This is a genomic window from Sutcliffiella sp. FSL R7-0096, assembly GCF_038595065.1.
Taxonomy (GTDB): domain Bacteria; phylum Bacillota; class Bacilli; order Bacillales; family Bacillaceae_I; genus Sutcliffiella_A.
Genome location: NZ_CP152003.1, coordinates 4,159,920 through 4,179,378, shown reverse-complemented (window position 1 = coordinate 4,179,378; position 19,459 = coordinate 4,159,920). Strand labels below are relative to the sequence as shown.

18 protein-coding genes are annotated in these 19,459 nt (G+C 43.8%); 17 read left to right on the top strand and 1 reads right to left on the bottom strand.

Annotated elements, in window-relative coordinates; genetic code table 11:
* Positions 1 to 228: 228 nt before the first annotated feature.
* The 7 genes from MKY77_RS21480 to MKY77_RS21450 all read left to right on the top strand — a co-directional run bounded on the left by MKY77_RS21480 (position 229) and on the right by MKY77_RS21450 (position 10,051).
* Positions 229 to 3,573 (top strand): amylo-alpha-1,6-glucosidase, encoded by a 3,345-nt coding sequence (locus MKY77_RS21480; protein ID WP_339147725.1) that lies wholly within the window; start codon positions 229 to 231, stop codon positions 3,571 to 3,573.
* Between the two features lie 58 nt (positions 3,574 to 3,631).
* Positions 3,632 to 4,723 (top strand): Gfo/Idh/MocA family oxidoreductase, encoded by a 1,092-nt coding sequence (locus MKY77_RS21475; protein WP_339147724.1) that lies wholly within the window; start codon positions 3,632 to 3,634, stop codon positions 4,721 to 4,723.
* A 135-nt stretch (positions 4,724 to 4,858) separates the two neighbouring features.
* Entirely contained in the window at positions 4,859 to 5,842 is a 984-nt protein-coding gene (locus MKY77_RS21470; RefSeq protein ID WP_342515467.1) for a LacI family DNA-binding transcriptional regulator, read from the top strand.
* A gap of 431 nt (positions 5,843 to 6,273) precedes the next feature.
* Positions 6,274 to 6,996 carry a ThuA domain-containing protein gene (locus MKY77_RS21465; protein WP_339147722.1) on the top strand — a complete coding sequence of 241 codons (723 nt, stop codon included), beginning with the start codon at positions 6,274 to 6,276 and terminating at the stop codon, positions 6,994 to 6,996.
* A 13-nt stretch (positions 6,997 to 7,009) separates the two neighbouring features.
* Positions 7,010 to 8,047 carry a Gfo/Idh/MocA family oxidoreductase gene (locus tag MKY77_RS21460; protein ID WP_339147721.1) on the top strand — a complete coding sequence of 346 codons (1,038 nt, stop codon included), beginning with the start codon at positions 7,010 to 7,012 and terminating at the stop codon, positions 8,045 to 8,047.
* 15 nt (positions 8,048 to 8,062) lie between these two features.
* Positions 8,063 to 9,031, top strand: coding sequence for a sugar phosphate isomerase/epimerase (locus tag MKY77_RS21455; RefSeq protein ID WP_339147720.1), 969 nt, complete (start codon positions 8,063 to 8,065; stop codon positions 9,029 to 9,031).
* 261 nt (positions 9,032 to 9,292) lie between these two features.
* Entirely contained in the window at positions 9,293 to 10,051 is a 759-nt protein-coding gene (locus MKY77_RS21450) for a sugar phosphate isomerase/epimerase (protein ID WP_339147719.1), read from the top strand.
* A 206-nt stretch (positions 10,052 to 10,257) separates the two neighbouring features.
* On the opposite strand, the gene MKY77_RS21445 is transcribed toward MKY77_RS21450, so the two are convergent.
* Positions 10,258 to 12,678: a beta-galactosidase gene (locus MKY77_RS21445; RefSeq protein WP_339147718.1), complete on the bottom strand. Its 2,421-nt coding sequence runs from the start codon at positions 12,676 to 12,678 to the stop codon at positions 10,258 to 10,260.
* A 277-nt stretch (positions 12,679 to 12,955) separates the two neighbouring features.
* On the opposite strand from MKY77_RS21445, the gene MKY77_RS21440 reads away from it, so the two are divergent.
* The 10 genes from MKY77_RS21440 to MKY77_RS21395 all read left to right on the top strand — a co-directional run bounded on the left by MKY77_RS21440 (position 12,956) and on the right by MKY77_RS21395 (position 19,300).
* A complete protein-coding gene (locus MKY77_RS21440) occupies positions 12,956 to 13,216 on the top strand; it encodes a metal-sensitive transcriptional regulator (RefSeq protein ID WP_010196754.1) in 261 nt (86 codons plus the stop codon).
* A gap of 252 nt (positions 13,217 to 13,468) precedes the next feature.
* Positions 13,469 to 13,696, top strand: a complete 228-nt coding sequence (locus MKY77_RS21435) for a sulfurtransferase TusA family protein (protein WP_339147717.1) — start codon at positions 13,469 to 13,471, stop codon at positions 13,694 to 13,696.
* A 35-nt stretch (positions 13,697 to 13,731) separates the two neighbouring features.
* Positions 13,732 to 14,211 carry a DsrE/DsrF/DrsH-like family protein gene (locus MKY77_RS21430; RefSeq protein WP_339149887.1) on the top strand — a complete coding sequence of 160 codons (480 nt, stop codon included), beginning with the start codon at positions 13,732 to 13,734 and terminating at the stop codon, positions 14,209 to 14,211.
* 14 nt (positions 14,212 to 14,225) lie between these two features.
* Positions 14,226 to 14,582, top strand: coding sequence for a rhodanese-like domain-containing protein (locus tag MKY77_RS21425; protein ID WP_339147716.1), 357 nt, complete (start codon positions 14,226 to 14,228; stop codon positions 14,580 to 14,582).
* 218 nt (positions 14,583 to 14,800) lie between these two features.
* Entirely contained in the window at positions 14,801 to 15,097 is a 297-nt protein-coding gene (locus tag MKY77_RS21420; RefSeq protein ID WP_339147715.1) for a rhodanese-like domain-containing protein, read from the top strand.
* Between the two features lie 29 nt (positions 15,098 to 15,126).
* Positions 15,127 to 15,678, top strand: a complete 552-nt coding sequence (locus MKY77_RS21415) for a sulfurtransferase TusA family protein (RefSeq protein ID WP_339147714.1) — start codon at positions 15,127 to 15,129, stop codon at positions 15,676 to 15,678.
* A gap of 53 nt (positions 15,679 to 15,731) precedes the next feature.
* On the top strand, positions 15,732 to 16,859 hold the full coding sequence (locus tag MKY77_RS21410; protein WP_339147713.1) for an MBL fold metallo-hydrolase: 1,128 nt from the start codon (positions 15,732 to 15,734) through the stop codon (positions 16,857 to 16,859).
* A 278-nt stretch (positions 16,860 to 17,137) separates the two neighbouring features.
* Complete coding sequence (locus MKY77_RS21405) at positions 17,138 to 17,920, top strand: sulfite exporter TauE/SafE family protein (RefSeq protein ID WP_339147712.1); 783 nt, start codon at positions 17,138 to 17,140, stop codon at positions 17,918 to 17,920.
* A gap of 153 nt (positions 17,921 to 18,073) precedes the next feature.
* Entirely contained in the window at positions 18,074 to 18,526 is a 453-nt protein-coding gene (locus MKY77_RS21400) for a site-2 protease family protein (protein WP_339147711.1), read from the top strand.
* 15 nt (positions 18,527 to 18,541) lie between these two features.
* The gene (locus MKY77_RS21395) at positions 18,542 to 19,300 is read left to right on the top strand and encodes a (S)-benzoin forming benzil reductase (protein WP_339147710.1); all 759 of its coding nucleotides are present in this window, start codon (positions 18,542 to 18,544) and stop codon (positions 19,298 to 19,300) included.
* The last annotated feature ends 159 nt before the right edge of the window (positions 19,301 to 19,459 follow it).

Here is a 19,459-nt window from a genome sequence, read left to right as displayed (position 1 = left end):
CAAAAATATAAGTGGTTTCTAGCTGGTGATTGGATCAAAAGGCGTAGACTCCTGAGGGAGATAGCGCTAGGTGGAGACCCCGCAACGAAGTGAGGAGGCTCCACCAGAGCCCCTAGGAAAGCGAAGCCATTTGCGGAAATCAACAGCGGTATTAAACGGATATTTAGAATAATACACTTTTTCAACAACGTCGTAAGATCAGTAACAAACATTAAAGGAGGATCAATCATGCAAACAACCACATCGAGCCAAAAGATTAATATAGAGTCAGGAGACGTCCACTTCACCTTCCTAAACAGCGGGGACCTCTTCGAAGCAACATACAAAGAAACCATGATCAACCAATGGATGTCCAACCCGATCGACGGTGCACTGAACAATCTATACCTTCGAGTTCACGGAGAAAATGGTATCAAAGCCTACCCATTACTAGGCGTAAAATCAACCAGCAACACAAGCTATTCCCAAAACGAAATCAAGTGGAAAGGAACAGTGGATGACATTGACTATTCCGTAAGTTTCCGTCTATCTGAAAAAGGCATCTGGTTCTGGGATGTAAAAGTGAATGGCGAAGGCCAAACGGTCGATATCGTTTACGGTCAAGACGTTGGAATCGGAAGCAAAGGACTTGTCCGTACAAACGAATCCTACTTATCTCAATACATTGACCACACAGTATTTGAAGACGAGCAGCATGGCTATGTTGTCTGCTCCCGTCAGAACCAGCCACAGCCAGGAGGTTTTCCATACCTGCAACAAGGCTCCCTGACAAAAGCAGTCGGCTACTCAACGGATGGCTTCCAATTCTTCGGTCTTTCCTATAAAGAAACAAATGAGCCAGAAGTGCTGACAAAAGAAACACTTGCCAATGAAATCTATCAATATGAATTTGCTTTTACAGGATTGCAATCCAAAAAGGTTGTGCTGGATGGACAAGAAAGCTTCGTATTTTATGGCCTATTCAAAGAAAATCACCAGGAAGCTGTAACGGAGCTGGAGTTTACAGAGGAGGTAGCAGAAGCTTGGGAGGAAGTAAAAGTGCTGACTTCTTACTCTGCTAAAGAGTTGGAGAAAGTAAGTGCCAACGCAAACCTATCGGGAGTGCTTTCGGGGGCTTCCTTTACAATAGAGGAACTAGATAAGTACTTCCCGGTTCGCCAGCAGGAAGAATGGGACGGAGACACCTTGCTATCTTTCTTCACAGATACGTATGAACATATCGTGCTAAAAGAAAAAGAGCTTATCGTGGAGCGTCCCCACGGTCATATCATCATGTCAGGCAATAATGACAAAATGACGGAAAACATCATCACCTCCACTTCTTATATGTACGGAATCTTCAACTCCCAGCTTGTGGTGGGTAACACTTCCTTCCATAAGATGATGACAAATGCACGTAATGCATTGAATGTCATGAAAACTTCCGGACAGCGTATCTATGTGGAAGTGGATGGACAATACCAACTATTAACGATGCCTACCTCATTCGAGATCGGCTTTAACTATGCTCGCTGGTACTATAAAACGGCGGATGATGTGATCGTGGTGACGAACTATACAATAGTGGATTCGCCTGACATTCAATTAGAGGTAGCTTCTGAAAACGGCAAAAACTATCGCTACCTTGTTACCAACCAAATCTCCATGAACAACAACGAGTTGGTTGTTTCCTATGACATGAATCAGGACGGCAAAATGCTGATGTTCACAGCAGTGGAAGGGTCTGACAGCAAGCATGTATACCCTGACTTGGCTTATAAGCTGACTGTGGAAGGTGCAGACTTTACCGTTAGCGACGAAACAAAGCTTGCAGAAGGGGTTGCACCTGGATCTGCTTCCCTTGCGGTATTGGAAACAGAGGCAACAGCAAGCTGGACGATGACGGTTCAAGGGTTGTTACACGGTGAAGAGAGGGAATTTGTGACTCCGGACTTTGCCACAGAGGTGGAGCGTTACCGTGCATTTTTTGAAAAGGTGATGAACGGATTCAAGCTGACATTGGGGGGCGAAAGCAAGGAAGAGCTAGAAAAAATGAATGCCACTGCTTGGTGGTACACGCACAACATGCTTGTTCACTACTCTGTGCCACATGGACTGGAGCAGTACGGGGGAGCGGCATGGGGAACTCGTGATGTTTGTCAGGGGCCAACGGAATACTTCATGGCAACGCAAAACTACGAAAGCGTGAAGGAAATCATCAAAAAGGTATACACCCATCAATATGAGGATACAGGGAACTGGCCGCAATGGTTCATGTTTGATCAATACAACCGTATCCAAAGTGAAGAGAGCCATGGAGACATCATCGTTTGGCCACTTAAAGTGTTAAGTGATTACCTGACGATCACAAAAGATTACTCCATCTTAGAAGAAAAGGTTCCTTACACGGTTCGTGGTGCTTTCCATTTCACAGAAGAAAAAGCTACTGTGTTGGAACATGCGAAAAAAGAAATTCAATTTATTAAGGATCACTTCCTACATGATACATTCTTATCTTCCTATGGGGATGGAGACTGGGATGACACGCTGCAGCCAGCAAATGCCCAACTGAAGCAATACATGGTATCGAGCTGGACCGTTTCTTTGACATACCAAGTATTGAACACTCTTTCCAAAGCACTTGAGGAAGTATTGACAGATGAAGCAGAAGATCTGAAGGCTTTGGCAAAAGGAATTGAAATCGACTTTAACAAATACATGCTTGCATCTGATGTAATCCCTGGTTTTGTCTACATGGAAGAACAGGATAAACCGGAATTGATGGTACACCCTGAAGATACGAAAACCGGCATTCATTATCGTTTGCTGCCGATGACTCGCAGTATGATCAGCGAACTACTAACACCAGAACAGGCGAAAGCACACTTTGAGCTTATTAAGAAAGAGTTGTACTGCCCAGACGGCGTCCGCCTTATGAACCGCCCGGCAAACTATGCAGGTGGTGTCAGTACTCACTTCAAACGTGCCGAGCAAGCAGCAAACTTCGGTCGTGAAATCGGCTTGCAATATGTCCACGCACATATCCGTTACGTGGAAGCGATGGCCAAGCTCGGGAAGACCGATGAAGTGTGGAATGGCTTGAATACAATCAACCCAATCAACATCCAGAAGGCAGTGCCAAACGCAGAGCGCCGTCAAAGCAATGCTTACTTCAGCTCTTCTGATGGCCAGTTCAACGACCGTTATGAAGCCCAAGAGCAATTCGGCAAACTGCGCGACGGTTCTGTAAAAGTAAAAGGCGGCTGGAGAATCTATTCTAGCGGACCTGGAATCTACATGAACCAATTGATCTCCAACTGCCTTGGCATCCGCTTCCAAGCTGGAGACCTTGTAGTGGATCCTGTGCTTCCGGCGGAGCTTGACGGTTTGACATTTACGTATAAAGTAAACGGACAAGATGTGACATTCATCTATCACCTAGGGAAAAATCATAAAAAAGTACTTGTTAATGGAACAGAGGTTGCAGGAAAAGCGACTGCGAACCGCTATCGTGAAGGTGGTTTCGTGATTGGTAAAGAACTACTGGACCAACAGCTTTCCCATCGCGAGAATAAAATTGAGGTATACTTATAGGAAAAGGCAAATACGGCGTAGCTGACTGCGCCGTATTTCTTCATGAGGAGCAGATAAGATGAAAAAAATGAAAGCAGGAATCATTGGAACCGGAACTATTAGCGGAATTTACTTAGAAGCCCCATCCAAGTTTACTATATTAGACATCGTCGCTGTGGCGGATCTTGACATGGAGCGAGCAAAAGTCAGGGCGAAGGAGTTTCAAATCGAGAAGGTTTATACGGTGGCTGAAATGCTTGAGGATCCTGAAATTGACATGATCATCAACCTCACTATCCCAAAAGCCCATTATGAGGTGACACATGCTGCACTTGAAGCTGGCAAGCATGTTTTCGTGGAAAAGCCACTCACACTAGAAGTGGAGGAAGGTAGAAAAGTTTTGGAGCTTGCCAAGCAAAAAGGCCTCCGTGTAGGATCTGCACCAGATACGTTTCTTGGTGCGGCATTGCAAACATGCCGGAAGCTGATTGATGATGGAGCGATAGGGCGTCCGCTTGCTGCTACCGGCTTTATGCTTAACGGCGGCCCAGAAGGCTGGCATCCCTTCCCAGATTTTTATTATCAAAAAGGCGGTGGACCGATGTTCGATATGGGTCCATATTATCTCACCGCTTTTATTCATTTACTGGGACCCATCAAGCGGGTCACAGGCTCAGCACAGTCAGGCTTCACAGAAAGAACGGTGACCAGAAGCGAAGACTATGGGCGCAGGCTACCAGTTGAGACCCCTACGCATGTGGCAGGCATTTTGGATTTTGAAAGCGGGGCAGTCGGAACCATTGTGACAAGTTTCGACGTATTTGGCGGAACAGAGCATCCTTGCATCGAAATTCACGGTACAAAAGGAACACTGAGTGTACCAGATCCAAACAATTTTGGTGGTACCGTCAGGCTTCGGGAAGCAGGATCACATTCGTTCAAGGAAACGACGCTTTCACATCGCTATGCAGAGAACAGCCGGGGCATCGGTGCAGCGGAAATGGCACATGCCATATATGAAGGACGTCCACATCTCACTAATGGAGAATTGGCCCTCCAAGTTCTTGAGGTGATGCATGCAATACATGAGTCCTCCTCTGAGGGCGTCCATGTCGATATAAAAAACAGGTGCGAGCGGCCAGCAGCACTCCCAATGGGGATGATTCTGTAAAGGTAGGAAGTATCCATTATAATAGGGAAACTATTGATTTATGAAAATGTTTACATTATGCTAGAAGAAGGAGATTGAAACGTTTCGAAGGGGAGTTGGATCGAGATAGATCCGCTTTCATGAGGGGGTAAAAAAGTGGCAACAATCAAAGATGTGGCAAAGCTTGCAGGAGTGGCTGTTTCAACCGCGTCCTATGCACTGAACAATGTAAACAAAGTCAGTCCGGCGACCATGAAAAAGGTACAGGAAGCCGCAAGGGAACTGAATTATTTTAAAAATGGCTTTGCCTCTGACTTAAAAAGAACAAGAACAAACACAATAGCACTCATATTACGGGATCTTTCCGGTCCCTTCTATTCTGAGCTCATCAAAGGGGTACAGGAAGTCTCCATGACAAATGGCTACGACCTGATAGCATGCAGCTCTGTTGGAGGAGCGCAATCAACCGCAGCAAAGTTTTTAAAAGAAAAACGGGTGGATGGTGCGATCATCCTCGCCCATAATATAACAAATGATATTTTGCTGGAATCTGCACGTGAAGGTTTTCCAATTGTAGTACTTGATCGGAAGCTTAATCATGAGTTTGTGTATCAGGTGGAAGTGGACAACATTCATGGCGGATATGCGGCCACTGAATATTTAATCAGCAAAGGCCACCGGGAAATAGGGTATGTTAGCGGGCCTTTAAATTCCCATGATAACCAGATGCGCTATGATGGATATATGAGTGCATTAAAGGAATACGGCATCAAGTTCCAAAATAAATGGAAGGTGTTCGGGGACTTTACTCGTGAAGGTGGTTACCGAGCAACGAAAATGCTGATCGCTCAACTCCAGCTTCCTGAAGCCATTTTCTATGCCAACGACGAGATGGCCATCGGTGGTTTGCAAGCATTCAAAGAGAACAAAATCAGCGTGCCTGACGATGTTTCCATCATCGGTTATGACGATATCCAGTTGGCTGAATATGTGAACCCTCCGCTTACCACGGTAAGGCAGCCCAAGTATGAAGTCGGGGCGTTAGCGGTGCATGTGGTGTTCCAAGCTTTGGCCAAAGAGGATGTAGAAAATTATTATAATCTTTCTACCGAGATTGTGGAGCGCAAGTCGGTAAAGTGAAATAGTAGATTGGCCTTTTCTGTCAGTAAGTGACGGGAAAGGCTTTTTTCAAGGTCACAAAACAATCAAGTCGGAATTTTACCATCTAGTTCGGACTTTAACATTGAAAACGCTTTATTATCCATTTATAATGTAGGAGAGTTGTCTTGAAACGTTACATGCACCGCAATATGGAAACGTTCCCACACAACTGACCACAACAAAATAATAGAGTTAGAGATTTTACAAAAATAGAAGTATGTAAGGTAACCTAGCTGGTGATTGTAGCGAAAGGCGAAGACTCCGGCGGGAGGTAGCGATAGGTGGAGGCCCTGAAGCGTTGTGAGGAGGCTCTCCTCAGCCCCGCGGAAAGCGAAGCCTGGCGCGGTAATCAACAGTGGTGTAAGAAAGATTAAAAATTAGATTGCAAGCAGCGAAAGGGGCAACAAACAATGATTAAAGTAACTGTATGGAATGAAAACCGACATGAACAAACAAACGCAAAAGTGAGAGAAGTATATCCAGAAGGCATTCATGGTGCCATCGCTTCCTTCCTAAAAGAAGAAAACCATGAAGTAAGAACGGCAACATTGGACGAGCCAGAGCACGGACTTACCGAAGAAGTATTGAACAACACAGATGTACTTTTATGGTGGGGCCATGTGGCGCATGACGATGTAAGCGATGAGATCGTTACTCGCGTAAAAAATAGAGTACTAGACGGAATGGGATTGATCGTTCTTCACTCTGGTCATTTCTCTAAAATTTTCAAAACATTGATGGGTACGACATGTGACCTAAAATGGAGAGAAGCGGATGAAAAGGAGCGCATCTGGGTAGTATCACCAGGCCATCCAATCGCAGTAGGAATCGGGGAGCACATCGATATCGAGCGCGAAGAAATGTATGGCGAGCATTTCGATATTCCAGATCCTGACGAGCTGGTGTTTGTGAGCTGGTTTGAAGGTGGAGAGGTATTCCGCAGCGGTTGCACATACAAGCGCGGGAGAGGGAAAGTATTCTACTTCCGCCCTGGCCATGAAACATACCCGACTTACTATCATGAAAAAGTACAAAAAGTTATCAAGAATGCCGTTAACTGGGCAAAACCGACTACGATCGGCGATGTATATTACGGAAATGCAAAACCATTAGAAGAAATCAAAAGCAAATAAGGGGGACAACATAATGAAGAAATTACGAGTTGGAGTAGTAGGATGCGGAAGTATCGCTAAGCACCGTCATATACCGGAGTACCACGCAAACCCGAATGTGGAGATTGTGGCGTTTTGTGATGTCGTAAAAGAGCGCGCGGAGCAAGCTGTTGAAACATATGGCGGGAAAGCTTATGAAAGCTATCAAGAAATGATTGACCGTGAAGAATTGGATGTGGTGAGTGTATGCACACCGAACTATCTGCATGCCCCTGTATCCATCTATGCTTCCAAAGCAGGAGCGCACGTTTTATGCGAAAAGCCGATGGCTACGTCAAAAGAAGAAGCAGACGAGATGATTGCTGCAGCGAAAGCATCTGGGAAAAAGCTGATGATCGCGCACAACCAACGCTTTGTTCCATCCCACCAAAAAGCGAAACAACTGATCGAAAGCGGTGAAGTAGGGAAAATCTACAGCTTCCGTACGGCATTCGGACACCCTGGACCAGAGGGCTGGAGCGTGGACGGGAAAGACAGCTGGTTCTTCCGTAAAGAAGAAGCATTCATCGGAGCGATGGGAGACCTTGGCGTGCACAAGTCCGACTTGATGCGTTATCTTTTAGGGGAAGAAATCGTGGAAGTGGGAGCATTCATAGAAACTTCTTCAAAAGAAAACACAGATGTGGATGACACGGCAGTTTGCGCGCTTAGAACAGAAAGCGGCATCGTTGGGACGTTGGCTGCAAGCTGGTCCTACAAGCGTGAAGATAATTCCACCATCATTTATGCGGAAAAAGCGGTTCTTCGCCTTGAAGACGATCCGACACACTCTTTAGTCGTACAATATGCAACTGGCGAAACAGTTCGCTACGAATTAGGCAAAATCCAAAGCAATGATGCAGGCGGACAAACTGGTTCTCGTGTAATCGATCATTTTGTGGCAAGCATCCTAGAAGATAAAGAAGTACTTGTAGACGGAAACGAAGGAAAGAACTCCTTAATGGTTATTTTAGGAGCGCTTGAATCCAACGAAACGAAGAAGATAGTCAACATCCAAAACGAATTAAACTAAGGAGCGTGAACACTTATGAAACTAGGCGTATTTACCGTCCTTTTTGCGAATAAACCTTTCACGGAAATGCTTGATTATGTGAAAGCGGCAGGTCTGGATGCAGTGGAAATCGGTACAGGATGCTACCCTGGAAACAACCATTGTCCATTGGATACTCTTCTTGAGGACGAAGGGGCACGCAATGCTTATATGGAGGAAATCCATACCCGCGGTTTACAGATCAGTGCATTCAGCTGTCATGGGAACCCGATTTCACCGGATGAGGCTTTTGCAAAAGAATCACATGAAACATTATTAAAAACAATTGACCTTGCTGCTTTGACAGGAGTGGAAGTAGTGAACTGCTTCTCAGGCGTTCCTGGTGACAGCGAGACGGCAAAAGCGCCAAACTGGCCTGTTGCACCTTGGCCAAATGAGTATGGCGATATCCTGACTTGGCAGTGGGAAACAAAGCTTGTTCCTTACTGGAAGGAAGTAGGGAAGTACGCGGAAGAGCGTAACATCAAAATCGGTCTTGAACTACACGGCGGATTTTTGGTACATACGCCACACACGATGCTTAAACTTCGTGAGTTAACATCCCCTGCAATCGGCGCAAACCTAGATCCAAGTCATCTTTGGTGGCAAGGAATCGACCCTGTTGCAGCAATCAAAATCTTAGGAAAAGCTGGAGCCATCCATCATTTCCATGCAAAAGACACCTACATCGATCAGGATAATGTGAACATGTACGGCTTGACGGACATGCAGCCATACGGCGAAGTCCAAACCCGCGCATGGAGCTTCCGTTCTGTCGGATGCGGCCATAGTGTTCAAGAGTGGTCGGACATGATGAGTGCGTTGCGCACGTACGGTTACGATTATGTCGTAAGCATCGAGCACGAAGACCCGATCATGTCGATTGAAGAAGGCTTTGCCCGTGCGGTATCGAACCTTCAATCTGTATTGATTAAAGAACAACCTGCTGATATGTGGTGGGTGTAAGGATATAACAGAAGCAGCAACCAAGGCTCTTGGTTGCTTGTTTTTTATAAAGCTCTTTTCTCAAATATTGTAGTTATTCATTAGTAAAAAGTCGGCAATTGGACTGTTTACAGATTAAACACTCTAGAAATTTCAAGTAGTATCCTTCGTAAAATAGAGAAAAGAGCACGACAGTAAGTAATATAACGGCTAATTTGAGTAAACGAAACAACAACAAAGTTTCCGAAAACAACCTTTTATAAAATTGGAGGCGGATAGAAGATGAAACACAAAATTGCTGCACAACTTTATACAGTGCGTGATTTATTAGAGAAAGATTTTATCGGTGTACTTAAAGAACTAAAAGACATGGGCTTTGCCGGAGTGGAAATGGCAGGACTTTACGGCCATGATCCAAAGAAAATCGCCGCGGCCTTGAACGAATTGGAAATATCGGTTGCCGGTATGCACGTAGGGGTAGATCGACTACACAATGAGCTTCCTGCCGTGTTGGATGAAGCAGAGCTCTTTGGCACGAAGCATCTTGTCATGCCATATGTGGTGGAAGAGGACCGTACAGAGGATTATTACGTTTCTTTAAAATCGGAGTTGAATGAGCTTGCCGCTGTGTTGAAAAAAGACGGTTACACCATCAGCTATCATAACCACGATTTCGAGTTTCATAAGAAAATAGAGGATAAGGTAGTCTTGGAATATCTATTAGAACCAAGTTCTGATAACTTGTTGCATGCCGAACTGGACGTTTATTGGGTGACCAAAGCTGGTCACGATGTACTGGAATTTTTGTCACCTTTAGCTGGCCGTGTTCCAACGTTACATGTGAAGGATATGGCTCCTGGTGAAGAAGGAAGCTTTGCGGAAGTAGGAACTGGTGTCATCGATTTTGAACCGATATTGCGTTGGGGAGAAGAGAACGGGGTACAGTGGTACATCATTGAACAGGACGTATGTCCAGGCAATCCTTTGGACAGTTTGCGGGTGAGTATTGGGAATCTCAAAGGGATGATGGAGAAAATCTAATAATTTATTGAACAGGTGGCCGGAGTTAGGGAGGCTGCCTGTTTTTTAGTTTCTAGAATGGATTTTGGGGAGATTGGCACGAACTTGCATCATTTTGGCATGAACTCACCTTGTTTCGGCACGAACTCAACCAATCCACATTAAAAATGCCCAGATACCGGACTCTCTTTAAGAGTAATGGTACCTGGACAGCTCTCCGAAACCTATTATTTGAATTTAACCACTAAATGATCATCAATTTTTCCATGTTTCTTAGAGGTAATCAGAACTTTTGAAGAATTAACCACTTCCACATCATAATCTGCATCCTCCATCACAACCCTGTTTGTTTCCAAGCAGATGTTGTCACTGCTCTGTGTCAGTCTGAATGCGATAGAATCAGCGCTAACCTCCATAATTTCAGCTGTCGAATAAACTATTTTCACTCCTGGTTTCTCAAACGTAACATTCATAGGAAGCATCACGCCATCTTTGCTTTGAAGGGTAAACGTGCGTCCTTCCAAGAACTTTTCATCCCCTAAACGAACCTGAATTTCTTTTTCAAATCCATCCAAATTCAACAGATGAATAAAACGCTCATCGCGATTAGAAACAGAAGTCGAGAAGATTCCATGGTACTCGCAGTCATGGGTCAGGCCCGCAACGGCACCAAGTCGCTCCAGCGCAGTTTTGAAAAGCTTGATATCACATCGGTAAGCCGTAGCAAGCGCAATAGCACGACCTTCGCCAACCTTCGCATCAAAACCACATACATCCTCCGATTCCGTGACACGCATGATGGCTTCTGCGTCAGAACCAAGCTCAAATGTTTGTGTAAAATAAGTGCGAATTTCAGGTCGCCCTGCTGCCCAACCGTCCGCTGTCAAGGACATGAATCGACCGTGTTCATTGAATGTCACTCCCAATGGTTTCACCCCAAGCGCATCTGCAAGGGCAGTGAAAGGTTTGCCTTCCATATCAAAGGTTGGAACCTCTCCGTATAACAGAATTCCTCCACCACTCTGCAAATATCGCACCAATTTCAACTGTACCTCTCTATCCATGTAGCGGGCAGAGGGGAGAACAAGAGCCTTGGTCACTTTGGCATCCAATTCTTTATTTTGAACGTCCACGGAACTGAAACGATAGCTTGCAAGCAACATGGCTCTCGCAACGATCTCCCATGCTCCTGCCCCGCGATGCATTGTGATGTTGTCGGTGATCTCCCGCATTTTCGCACTGTCGGGATAGCGGTATTCCGTCATATAATAGTCCGGAATAAACGCAAAGGCTACAGAGTCTCGGTCCTCATCCATTGCTGCCAGCTTGTCGCCAACCGCCATCATCGTTTTGATGGAGCGTGCCATGCGAGGGAAGGTGTAGTTCAGCTTACCCTCTGGATTGACTGGTGCTGCAAAACCATGACGCTCTCCAGTGGAAGCGATGCGGCCGTTTCCGTCGCCAGCTGCCTCATCCATTTTATAGTTGTACCCGCCGGTAAACAGGTAATAGTTGATCAGACGATTTCCTTGTGCGACACACATTCTTGTCTTGAAATCTGCAGCAGAAACGTCATAACGACCGCCGTATGTCTCCCCAAAGTTTCCATCTCCACAGTTGAACTCAACGCTAGTCAAAGGCTGATCTGGGTTGTGAACCGCGTCCATAAAACCGTTGATTAAGTATAGATCCTGGAAGGATTCCATATCCAGATCTCCAAAATAGATGTCAGAACCGGACAAGTATCCATTGCCTTGTGTGTAGGATTCATAAAGCTGAGAGATACCAATTGGATACGTTAATCCGCGGCCCCCACCTGTTCCATGGATATTGACAATGAACGGCACATCCTTCACACCGAACTCTTCGGCAAACTCGCGCAAAATAGCGACATAACGGGAAAAACGATCCCTCATGTAATGCCCAAGGTCACGCATAAGTTCCGCTGCATACTCTTCTTTAGGAGAGCGGATGCCAGAGTTTCTTTCGGATGCATCCTGCAAATTTAATGGATATCGCTGCTTTAACTCAGAGTCTTTATATATTACTTTTAACCAGCGAGTAAAGTCCTCCAACAACTGCTCTGTCAAATCAGGACAGTTGCTGACCCAAGATAGCATACCGATTTCATTATCAAGCTGCACTCCAATGATGTTTCCGCCGTTTGTATGCAAACGTGGAGTGATTATTGCCATCACTGCCTCATACCACTTTTTCGTTTCTTTTAGGAAATTAGGTGCCAAGTAATCAAGTGTTGGGGTGGTTGCTGCATTCCCATCCCACCCAACTGGAATGATTTCCGGGTGCTTCTCAGCTACCCAATGGGGTATTCCTTCATTTTTCATCTCTGCCATAATGAAAGGGCCTGGTCTGGCAAAGAAATATAAATCATTTTCGGCACAAAGGTCAATAAATGCACCCAAGTCTAGTTCCGGTCGGGTTTGGCCGTCTAAATCCACCTTTCCTTCAAGAGGCTCATGGCACAGCCAAGGGATATACGTGGCAACGGCATTACAGCCTGCATCCTTCAGTTTATTGATGCGATCCTGCCAATCTTTTTGTTCCAAACGGTAATAATGTATCTCTCCGCACATAATAAGTACAGGTTTTCCATCTATAAGTATTTGTTTATTTTTAATTTCAATCATGTCTTTTCATCCCCTTAACGTAAAATAGAAAAGCGCTTACAAAATACCCTAAATTGAAACGTTTCGCTAACTGATATACAAGAATAATCCTACCACAAATAGGTGTTTGTTGAAACGATTTTATTTATTGAGGGTTGCTTTATATTGGTATAGAAGATATGAAGCAACAACAGTAAAAGATTTGTTATTAAAAGGGTTGACAATATACCCTATGGGGTATAACATATGAGCATAGACATTGTTACTACATTATTTTCAACAGGAGGTGCATGCTGCTATGGAATACACAAACCAAATGAAGAATCGTTTGAAACGTGCCGAAGGGCAAATCAGGGGAGTTCTTCATATGATGGAGCAAGGTGAAGATTGCCGTGATGTGGTTTCACAGTTAAATGCAGCAACGACAGCAATCGAACGTGCCATTGGCGTCATCGTTAGTACAAACCTAGAGCAATGTGTTCGGGAAAATGTACTAAAAGGAGAAGAGACTAGCGAAATGGTGCAACAAGCTGTCGATCTTCTCATTAAAAGCAGGTAGTTAAAAAAGTATTTGATAATATACCCTAAGTGGTATATTATAGAGTTATTGATACCCACTAGGGTATTTAAACGAAAGGTCGCATCATATTTTTTTATATGTTAATATACCCCTAAGGGTATTAGGGATAAGCCACTTTTTTTTGAAGTGAAATATACCCTACCAGGTATGAAAATATAAAATATAAAATATTATATATTTTTTTAATCAAATAAATACCCCTAGGGGTAAAAACATTAGGAGGAATTACACATGAATGTAAACAAAGTATTAGACGCAAAAGGATTAGCTTGCCCAATGCCATTGGTGAAAACAAAAAAAGCATTAAATGATGTGAACAGCGGTGAGATTCTAGAGGTTATCACTACTGACAAAGGTGCTAAGACCGACTTGACAGCATGGTGTAAAGCAACTGGAAACGAGCTATTGGACATGAAAGAAGATAACGACGTATTTACTTTCTATATTAAAAAAGCGTAACGATAGATAAAACAAAGACAAAAGGAGAGGATCTTATCATGGAAAAGAAGAAAACAACGATTGTACTTTTCAGCGGTGACTATGACAAAGCGATGGCAGCTTATATTATCGCGAACGGTGCAGCAGCATATGATCATGAAGTAACGATTTTCCACACATTCTGGGGATTGAATGCACTTCGAAAAGAGGAGCTTGTTCCAGTAAAGAAAAACTTTATCGAAAAAATGTTCGGCAAAATGATGCCACGCGGAGCTAACAAGCTGCCATTGTCCACGATGAACATGGCTGGCATGGGTCCGAAAATGATTAAAGGAATCATGAAAAAGCATAATGTACAGTCTTTACCAAGCTTAATAGAGATGGCAAAAGAGCAGGATGTTAAACTTGTCGGCTGCCAAATGACAGTGGATTTACTTGGCTTGAAGCACGAAGAGATGATCGGCGGAATTGAGTATGCAGGGGTTGGCGCATATCTAGGCGATGCTTCTGAAGGCAATGTGAACTTATTCATCTAAAGGGGTGTGGCTAGATGGAGTTTTTTCCTTATATTTTATTGGAGCTGGCAGTGGCTTTTCTGATCAGCAGAATGAAGCCGACTGCCGGGGTCCGTCAGATAACAACGGCTGATTTAAAACAGGAATTAAACGACAAGAACAAACAGTTCATTGATGTTCGTACACCGATGGAATACAAAGGGAATCATATTCGACCGTTTCAAAATATCCCATTGAATACCATTGGGAACAACATAAATAAACTTTCTAAAGACAAAGAGACTATTGTCATCTGTCAAAGCGGCATGCGCAGTAATGCAGCCGTCAAACAATTGAAGAAAGCAGGATTCACGAAGCTTGCCAATGTAAAAGGTGGCATGAATGCCTGGTAATTATAAAAGGCTCTTTTCTCAAAGATTGTTGCTATTTACTAGTAAAAAGTCGGCAATTGGACTTTTTACTGCTTACACACTGTGAAGATTGCAAGTAGTATTTTTAAGTCCAGCAGGGAAAAGAGCACGACAGTAAGGAATAAACGGTTGATGTATTAATACGAAAAGCAACAAAGTTTACGAAGATATCCTTATAAATAGAAAAGGGGCTGTCAAACATGAAAGAGATTACACCACAGGAATTAGAAGCAATGCTTGCTGCAGGCGGGCAGATATCGATCATTGATGTTCGTGAAGCGGAGGAAGTAGCTGCAGGAAAGATTCCACAAGCAATGAACATTCCGTTAAGTTTATTGGAGTTTCGTACGCAAGATATCGATAAATCCAAAACGCATTTCATGGTCTGCCGTTCAGGTGGAAGAAGTGGGAAGGCCTCCATGTTCTTGGTAGCCCAAGGTTTCGACGTCATTAATATGGTCGGCGGAATGCTCGAGTGGGAAGGTAAAGTAGAATAATTTTTTAACAAAAAGGAGATGTGCTAACGATGAATGTAAACTTGACTGTAGACGCTAAAGGATTGGCGTGTCCAATGCCGATCGTGCGTACAAAAAAGGCAATCGATCAGATTGAATCAGGAGAAGTATTGGAAGTACTTGCAACCGATAAAGGTTCCAAAGCGGATATCAAAGCATGGGCAGATAAAATCGGCCATCAATATTTAGGAACACTTGAGGAAGGAGATGTGCTGAAGCATTATATCCGTAAAGCAAGAGCAGAAGAGGAAAAAGAGGAGCAAAACTATCCTCATGTCGCAACGAACGAAGAGTTGGCTGCAAAATTGGAAACAGACATTACGGTACTTGATGTCCGTGAACCTGCCGAGTATGCATTCGGACACATTCGTGGTGCAGTATCCGTTCCATTAGGTGATCTTGAAAATGGCGTAGCAGATTTAGATAAAGAAAAAGAAACATATGTCGTTTGCCGTACAGGAAGTCGCAGTGATATGGCTGCACAAAAGTTGACAGAACTAGGTTTTACAAATGTAAGGAATGTTGTTCCGGGAATGAGCAAGTGGGAAGGTACTACAGCTTAACTTAACCATCTAAATTTTTTTAAAATAAATTATACCGCAGGGGGTATTTATTCATGTTAAACGCAATGACTGCAAAAGATGTAACGAAGAAGATCCTAGCTAATGAATTATTATTTATTTTAGATGTGCGAAATGAAAATGCATTTGCTGATTGGAAAATTGAAGGCGAATCTGTTGAGCATAAAAATGTACCTTACTTTGAGTTAATGGAAGGCGTAGAGGAAATATTAGACCAAATTCCATCAGAAAATGTATTGGTTGTATGTGCAAAAGAGGGGTCTTCTATCTTTGTTGGTGAAATGCTGGTTGAAGCTGGTGTGAAGAATGTTTCTTACTTGCAAGGTGGAATGAAGGCTTGGAGCGAGTACTTGGAGCCAGTTAAGGTAGCAGATTTAACAGATGGCGGCACGCTGTGGCAGTTCGTCCGTATTGGAAAAGGTTGCTTAAGCTATTTGGTCGAATCTGATGGTTCTGTGATGATTATTGATTCTACACGTATGGTGGATCAGTACATTTCATTTGCTGAAGCAAAAGGATTGAAAGTAGTCCATGTGGCTGACACGCACTTGCATGCAGACCACATTTCCGGTGGACGCATGCTTCGTGAAGCAACGAATTCGACGTATTGGTTACCTCCAAAGGATGCAGAAGAAGTAACGTTTGATTACGCAGCACTTGAAGACGGAGTGGAAATCACGGTCGGTACGACGAAGGTTGCTGTACAGGCAATCTACTCACCGGGTCACACGATTGGAAGTACATCTTTCGTAGTGGATAACCGTTTCTTATTAAGTGGTGACATTCTATTCGTGGAATCCATTGGCCGTCCTGACCTTGCCGGAAAAGCAGAGGACTGGGTAGCAGATCTACGCGAAACACTTTACTCTCGTTACAAAGAGTTGTCAGAAAATCTTTTGGTGTTACCGGCTCACTTCGGTACAATGTCCGAAGTTGGCGAAGGTGGTCTAGTAGCAGCACGTCTAGGCGATTTGTTTGAAAACAATGCAGGTCTAAACATCGAAGACGAAGCAGAATTCCGCAAACTAGTTTCCGAAAAACTGCCACCGCAACCAAACGCATACCAAGAAATCCGCCAACTAAACATGGGCAAAATCAACCCAACCGAAGACGAACAACGCGACATGGAAATCGGTCCAAACCGTTGCGCGGTGCACGGATAAAAAAATTGTGAAGAGGGGTCAGACCCTCAAAGGAATTCCGCCCTTCATGTCGAAGGGCGGAAAAATTCATTAAAGGGGAGTTATCAATAAAGAATGGTCCCCCAGTTAATTGTAGTGCAGGATGTGAGACTCCGGCGGAAGGTAGCGGTAGGTTGAGACCCCTGAAGCGTTGTGAGGAGGCTCAAGCACCGCCCCGCGGAAAGCGAACATCCGGAAACGGAAACTAACTGTGTAATATGCAACACCGTACTAGTTAGAACTAGGAGGAGGGATGCTTTATGGAAATCGATATTATGTGGCTTTTAGCTTTGTTTGCGATAGGTTTTATTGGTTCGTTTGTGTCAGGGATGGTTGGTATTGGTGGTTCGATTATCAAATACCCAATGCTTTTATATATTCCACCGATGCTCGGTCTTACCGCGCTCACGGCACATGAGGTGTCAGGAGTCAGTGCGGTTCAGGTGTTTTTCGCCACGATTTCAGGTGTGTGGGCCTATCGTAAAGGCGGCTATTTAAATAAAGACCTAATCATTTATATGGGAGTAAGTATCCTGATAGGTAGCTTTATCGGAGGATATGGTTCCCGCCTTATGAGCGCTGATGGTATTAATATGGTTTATGGTATCCTTGCACTTATTGCTGTTATTATGATGTTCGTTCCTAAAAAAGGCATTGATGAGATACCACTAGATCAAGTTACCTTCAATAAAGCGCTGGCTGCGATCCTAGCATTCATCGTCGGTATTGGCTCCGGTATTGTGGGAGCGGCTGGGGCATTCTTGCTTGTACCGATCATGCTTGTGGTACTGAAGATTCCTACACGTATGACGATCGCGACGTCACTTGCAATCACCTTTATCTCTTCCATCGGTAGTACCGTCGGGAAGATAACTACTGGCCAGGTGCTATTGATACCAGCAATCGTCATGGTCATCGCAAGTATCATAGCGGCTCCAATCGGCGCAAAGCTTGGGCAGAAGATGAATACAAAAGTATTACAGTGGATTTTAGCTTTATTGATTTTAGCAACGACCATCAAGATTTGGTTGGATATTTTATAAAAAAGTAAGAACTAACTCTTAAAAAATGAAGTTAGTTCTTTTTTTATAAAAAAATTTCTATGGTTGCGGACCAAATGTACCTGCCGAAATTTCCCCATACAAATACTACTCATGTATAATGAAACCAACGACTAAAAAGAAGGTTGCCTTGGTATGCTTGATACATTGATGTTTTTTTACTTGATTGTACCGCTTGTCCATCTGATTCATGAGGCAGGTCATGTGAGTATGGCAAAACTATATAAGGTGAAAAACACGGAGATTGGGATTGGGGTAGGCCCGAAGATCTTGGATTTCTATTTTAAGGGGACACGCATTCAGCTCAACATCATCCCATTTTTGGGAGGGTACTCCAGCAATGCACATGCAGGAAAGATGTCAAAGAAAGAAATTGCTTTGATTTCCTTTGGTGGGCCTCTTTTTAACTTACTATCCATCCTTTTGATTCTACCTTTTTGGACTCCATTCCAGTTTTCTTTTTCAGCTTTGTTTGTCTATTTCAGCCTCTGGATTGGCATTATCAATCTTATTCCCTTTAAACTAGGAGAAAAACGCTCGGACGGCTGGCAGATTGCTTCTTCCCTGATTAGGTTTAAAAAAAGATAGATTGGGAGTGATATAATGAACTATTTTATCGTCACAGGCTCTTCTAAAGGACTTGGAGAAGCTACAGTAAAACTACTATTAAAAGAAAACCATCATGTAATATGCATTGCTAGAAATGAAAATAAGGATCTAGAACTGGCAGCAAAACAGAATGGTGCAAAAATCACTTTATTACAAGAAGATTTGAGCAAGCATGAACGGGTGACTGGGATTGTACAATATCTTTTAGCAACCATCGAAGAAGATGATCAGGTGGAGGGAATATACTTGATTAACAATGCAGGAATGGTCGACCCGATAAAGCCTGCTGGGAAAGCGGAGGAGTCCGCGATGATCAAAGCTGTTCATCTCAACCTCCTTACACCGATGCTCATGACAAATGAATTCATCCGGCTGACGGAGGAATGGACCTGCAAAAAGGTAATTGTCAATATCAGTTCCGGTGCAGCAAATCATCCAATCCATGGTTGGAACACCTATTGCACGACAAAGGCCGGGCTAGATATGTTCACGAAAACGGTAGGACTCGAGCAAAGCCAAGCTACACATCCGACAACCATTCTCTCTTTTTCACCAGGGATCATGGATACAGCTATGCAAGGAGTCATCCGTAGCTCTGACAAAGAGAATTTCAATAATGTAGAAATGTTCAAATCCTACCATGAAGAGGGGCAATTAAGAAGTCCGGAGTTTGTAGCCAAAAAAATGATTGATTTACTATTTTCAAGTAATGTAGAAAACGGAAGAGTCTATGATATTAAAGAATTCCTCTAAGAAGCACACTTATCGGTGTGCTTCTCAGACTGTTGACAAACTATAGATTAGTTTGGTTATTACCTATAACAGTTGATCTCCGTTACAGGAGCTTCGCTTTCCGCGGGCAGTCCGGAAGCCTCCTCGGGCTACGCCCTGCGGGGTCTTCCATGTCCTTTC

Coding starts and splice junctions, on each gene's coding strand:
- MKY77_RS21395 (WP_339147710.1), top strand. CDS start 18,542: ATGAACTATTTTATCGTCACAGGCTCTTCTAAAGGACTTGGAGAAGCT.
- MKY77_RS21440 (WP_010196754.1), top strand. CDS start 12,956: ATGGAATACACAAACCAAATGAAGAATCGTTTGAAACGTGCCGAAGGG.
- MKY77_RS21475 (WP_339147724.1), top strand. CDS start 3,632: ATGAAAAAAATGAAAGCAGGAATCATTGGAACCGGAACTATTAGCGGA.
- MKY77_RS21445 (WP_339147718.1), bottom strand. CDS start 12,678: ATGATTGAAATTAAAAATAAACAAATACTTATAGATGGAAAACCTGTA.
- MKY77_RS21425 (WP_339147716.1), top strand. CDS start 14,226: ATGGAGTTTTTTCCTTATATTTTATTGGAGCTGGCAGTGGCTTTTCTG.
- MKY77_RS21420 (WP_339147715.1), top strand. CDS start 14,801: ATGAAAGAGATTACACCACAGGAATTAGAAGCAATGCTTGCTGCAGGC.
- MKY77_RS21465 (WP_339147722.1), top strand. CDS start 6,274: ATGATTAAAGTAACTGTATGGAATGAAAACCGACATGAACAAACAAAC.
- MKY77_RS21460 (WP_339147721.1), top strand. CDS start 7,010: ATGAAGAAATTACGAGTTGGAGTAGTAGGATGCGGAAGTATCGCTAAG.
- MKY77_RS21450 (WP_339147719.1), top strand. CDS start 9,293: ATGAAACACAAAATTGCTGCACAACTTTATACAGTGCGTGATTTATTA.
- MKY77_RS21415 (WP_339147714.1), top strand. CDS start 15,127: ATGAATGTAAACTTGACTGTAGACGCTAAAGGATTGGCGTGTCCAATG.
- MKY77_RS21400 (WP_339147711.1), top strand. CDS start 18,074: ATGCTTGATACATTGATGTTTTTTTACTTGATTGTACCGCTTGTCCAT.
- MKY77_RS21410 (WP_339147713.1), top strand. CDS start 15,732: ATGTTAAACGCAATGACTGCAAAAGATGTAACGAAGAAGATCCTAGCT.
- MKY77_RS21480 (WP_339147725.1), top strand. CDS start 229: ATGCAAACAACCACATCGAGCCAAAAGATTAATATAGAGTCAGGAGAC.
- MKY77_RS21405 (WP_339147712.1), top strand. CDS start 17,138: ATGGAAATCGATATTATGTGGCTTTTAGCTTTGTTTGCGATAGGTTTT.
- MKY77_RS21435 (WP_339147717.1), top strand. CDS start 13,469: ATGAATGTAAACAAAGTATTAGACGCAAAAGGATTAGCTTGCCCAATG.
- MKY77_RS21455 (WP_339147720.1), top strand. CDS start 8,063: ATGAAACTAGGCGTATTTACCGTCCTTTTTGCGAATAAACCTTTCACG.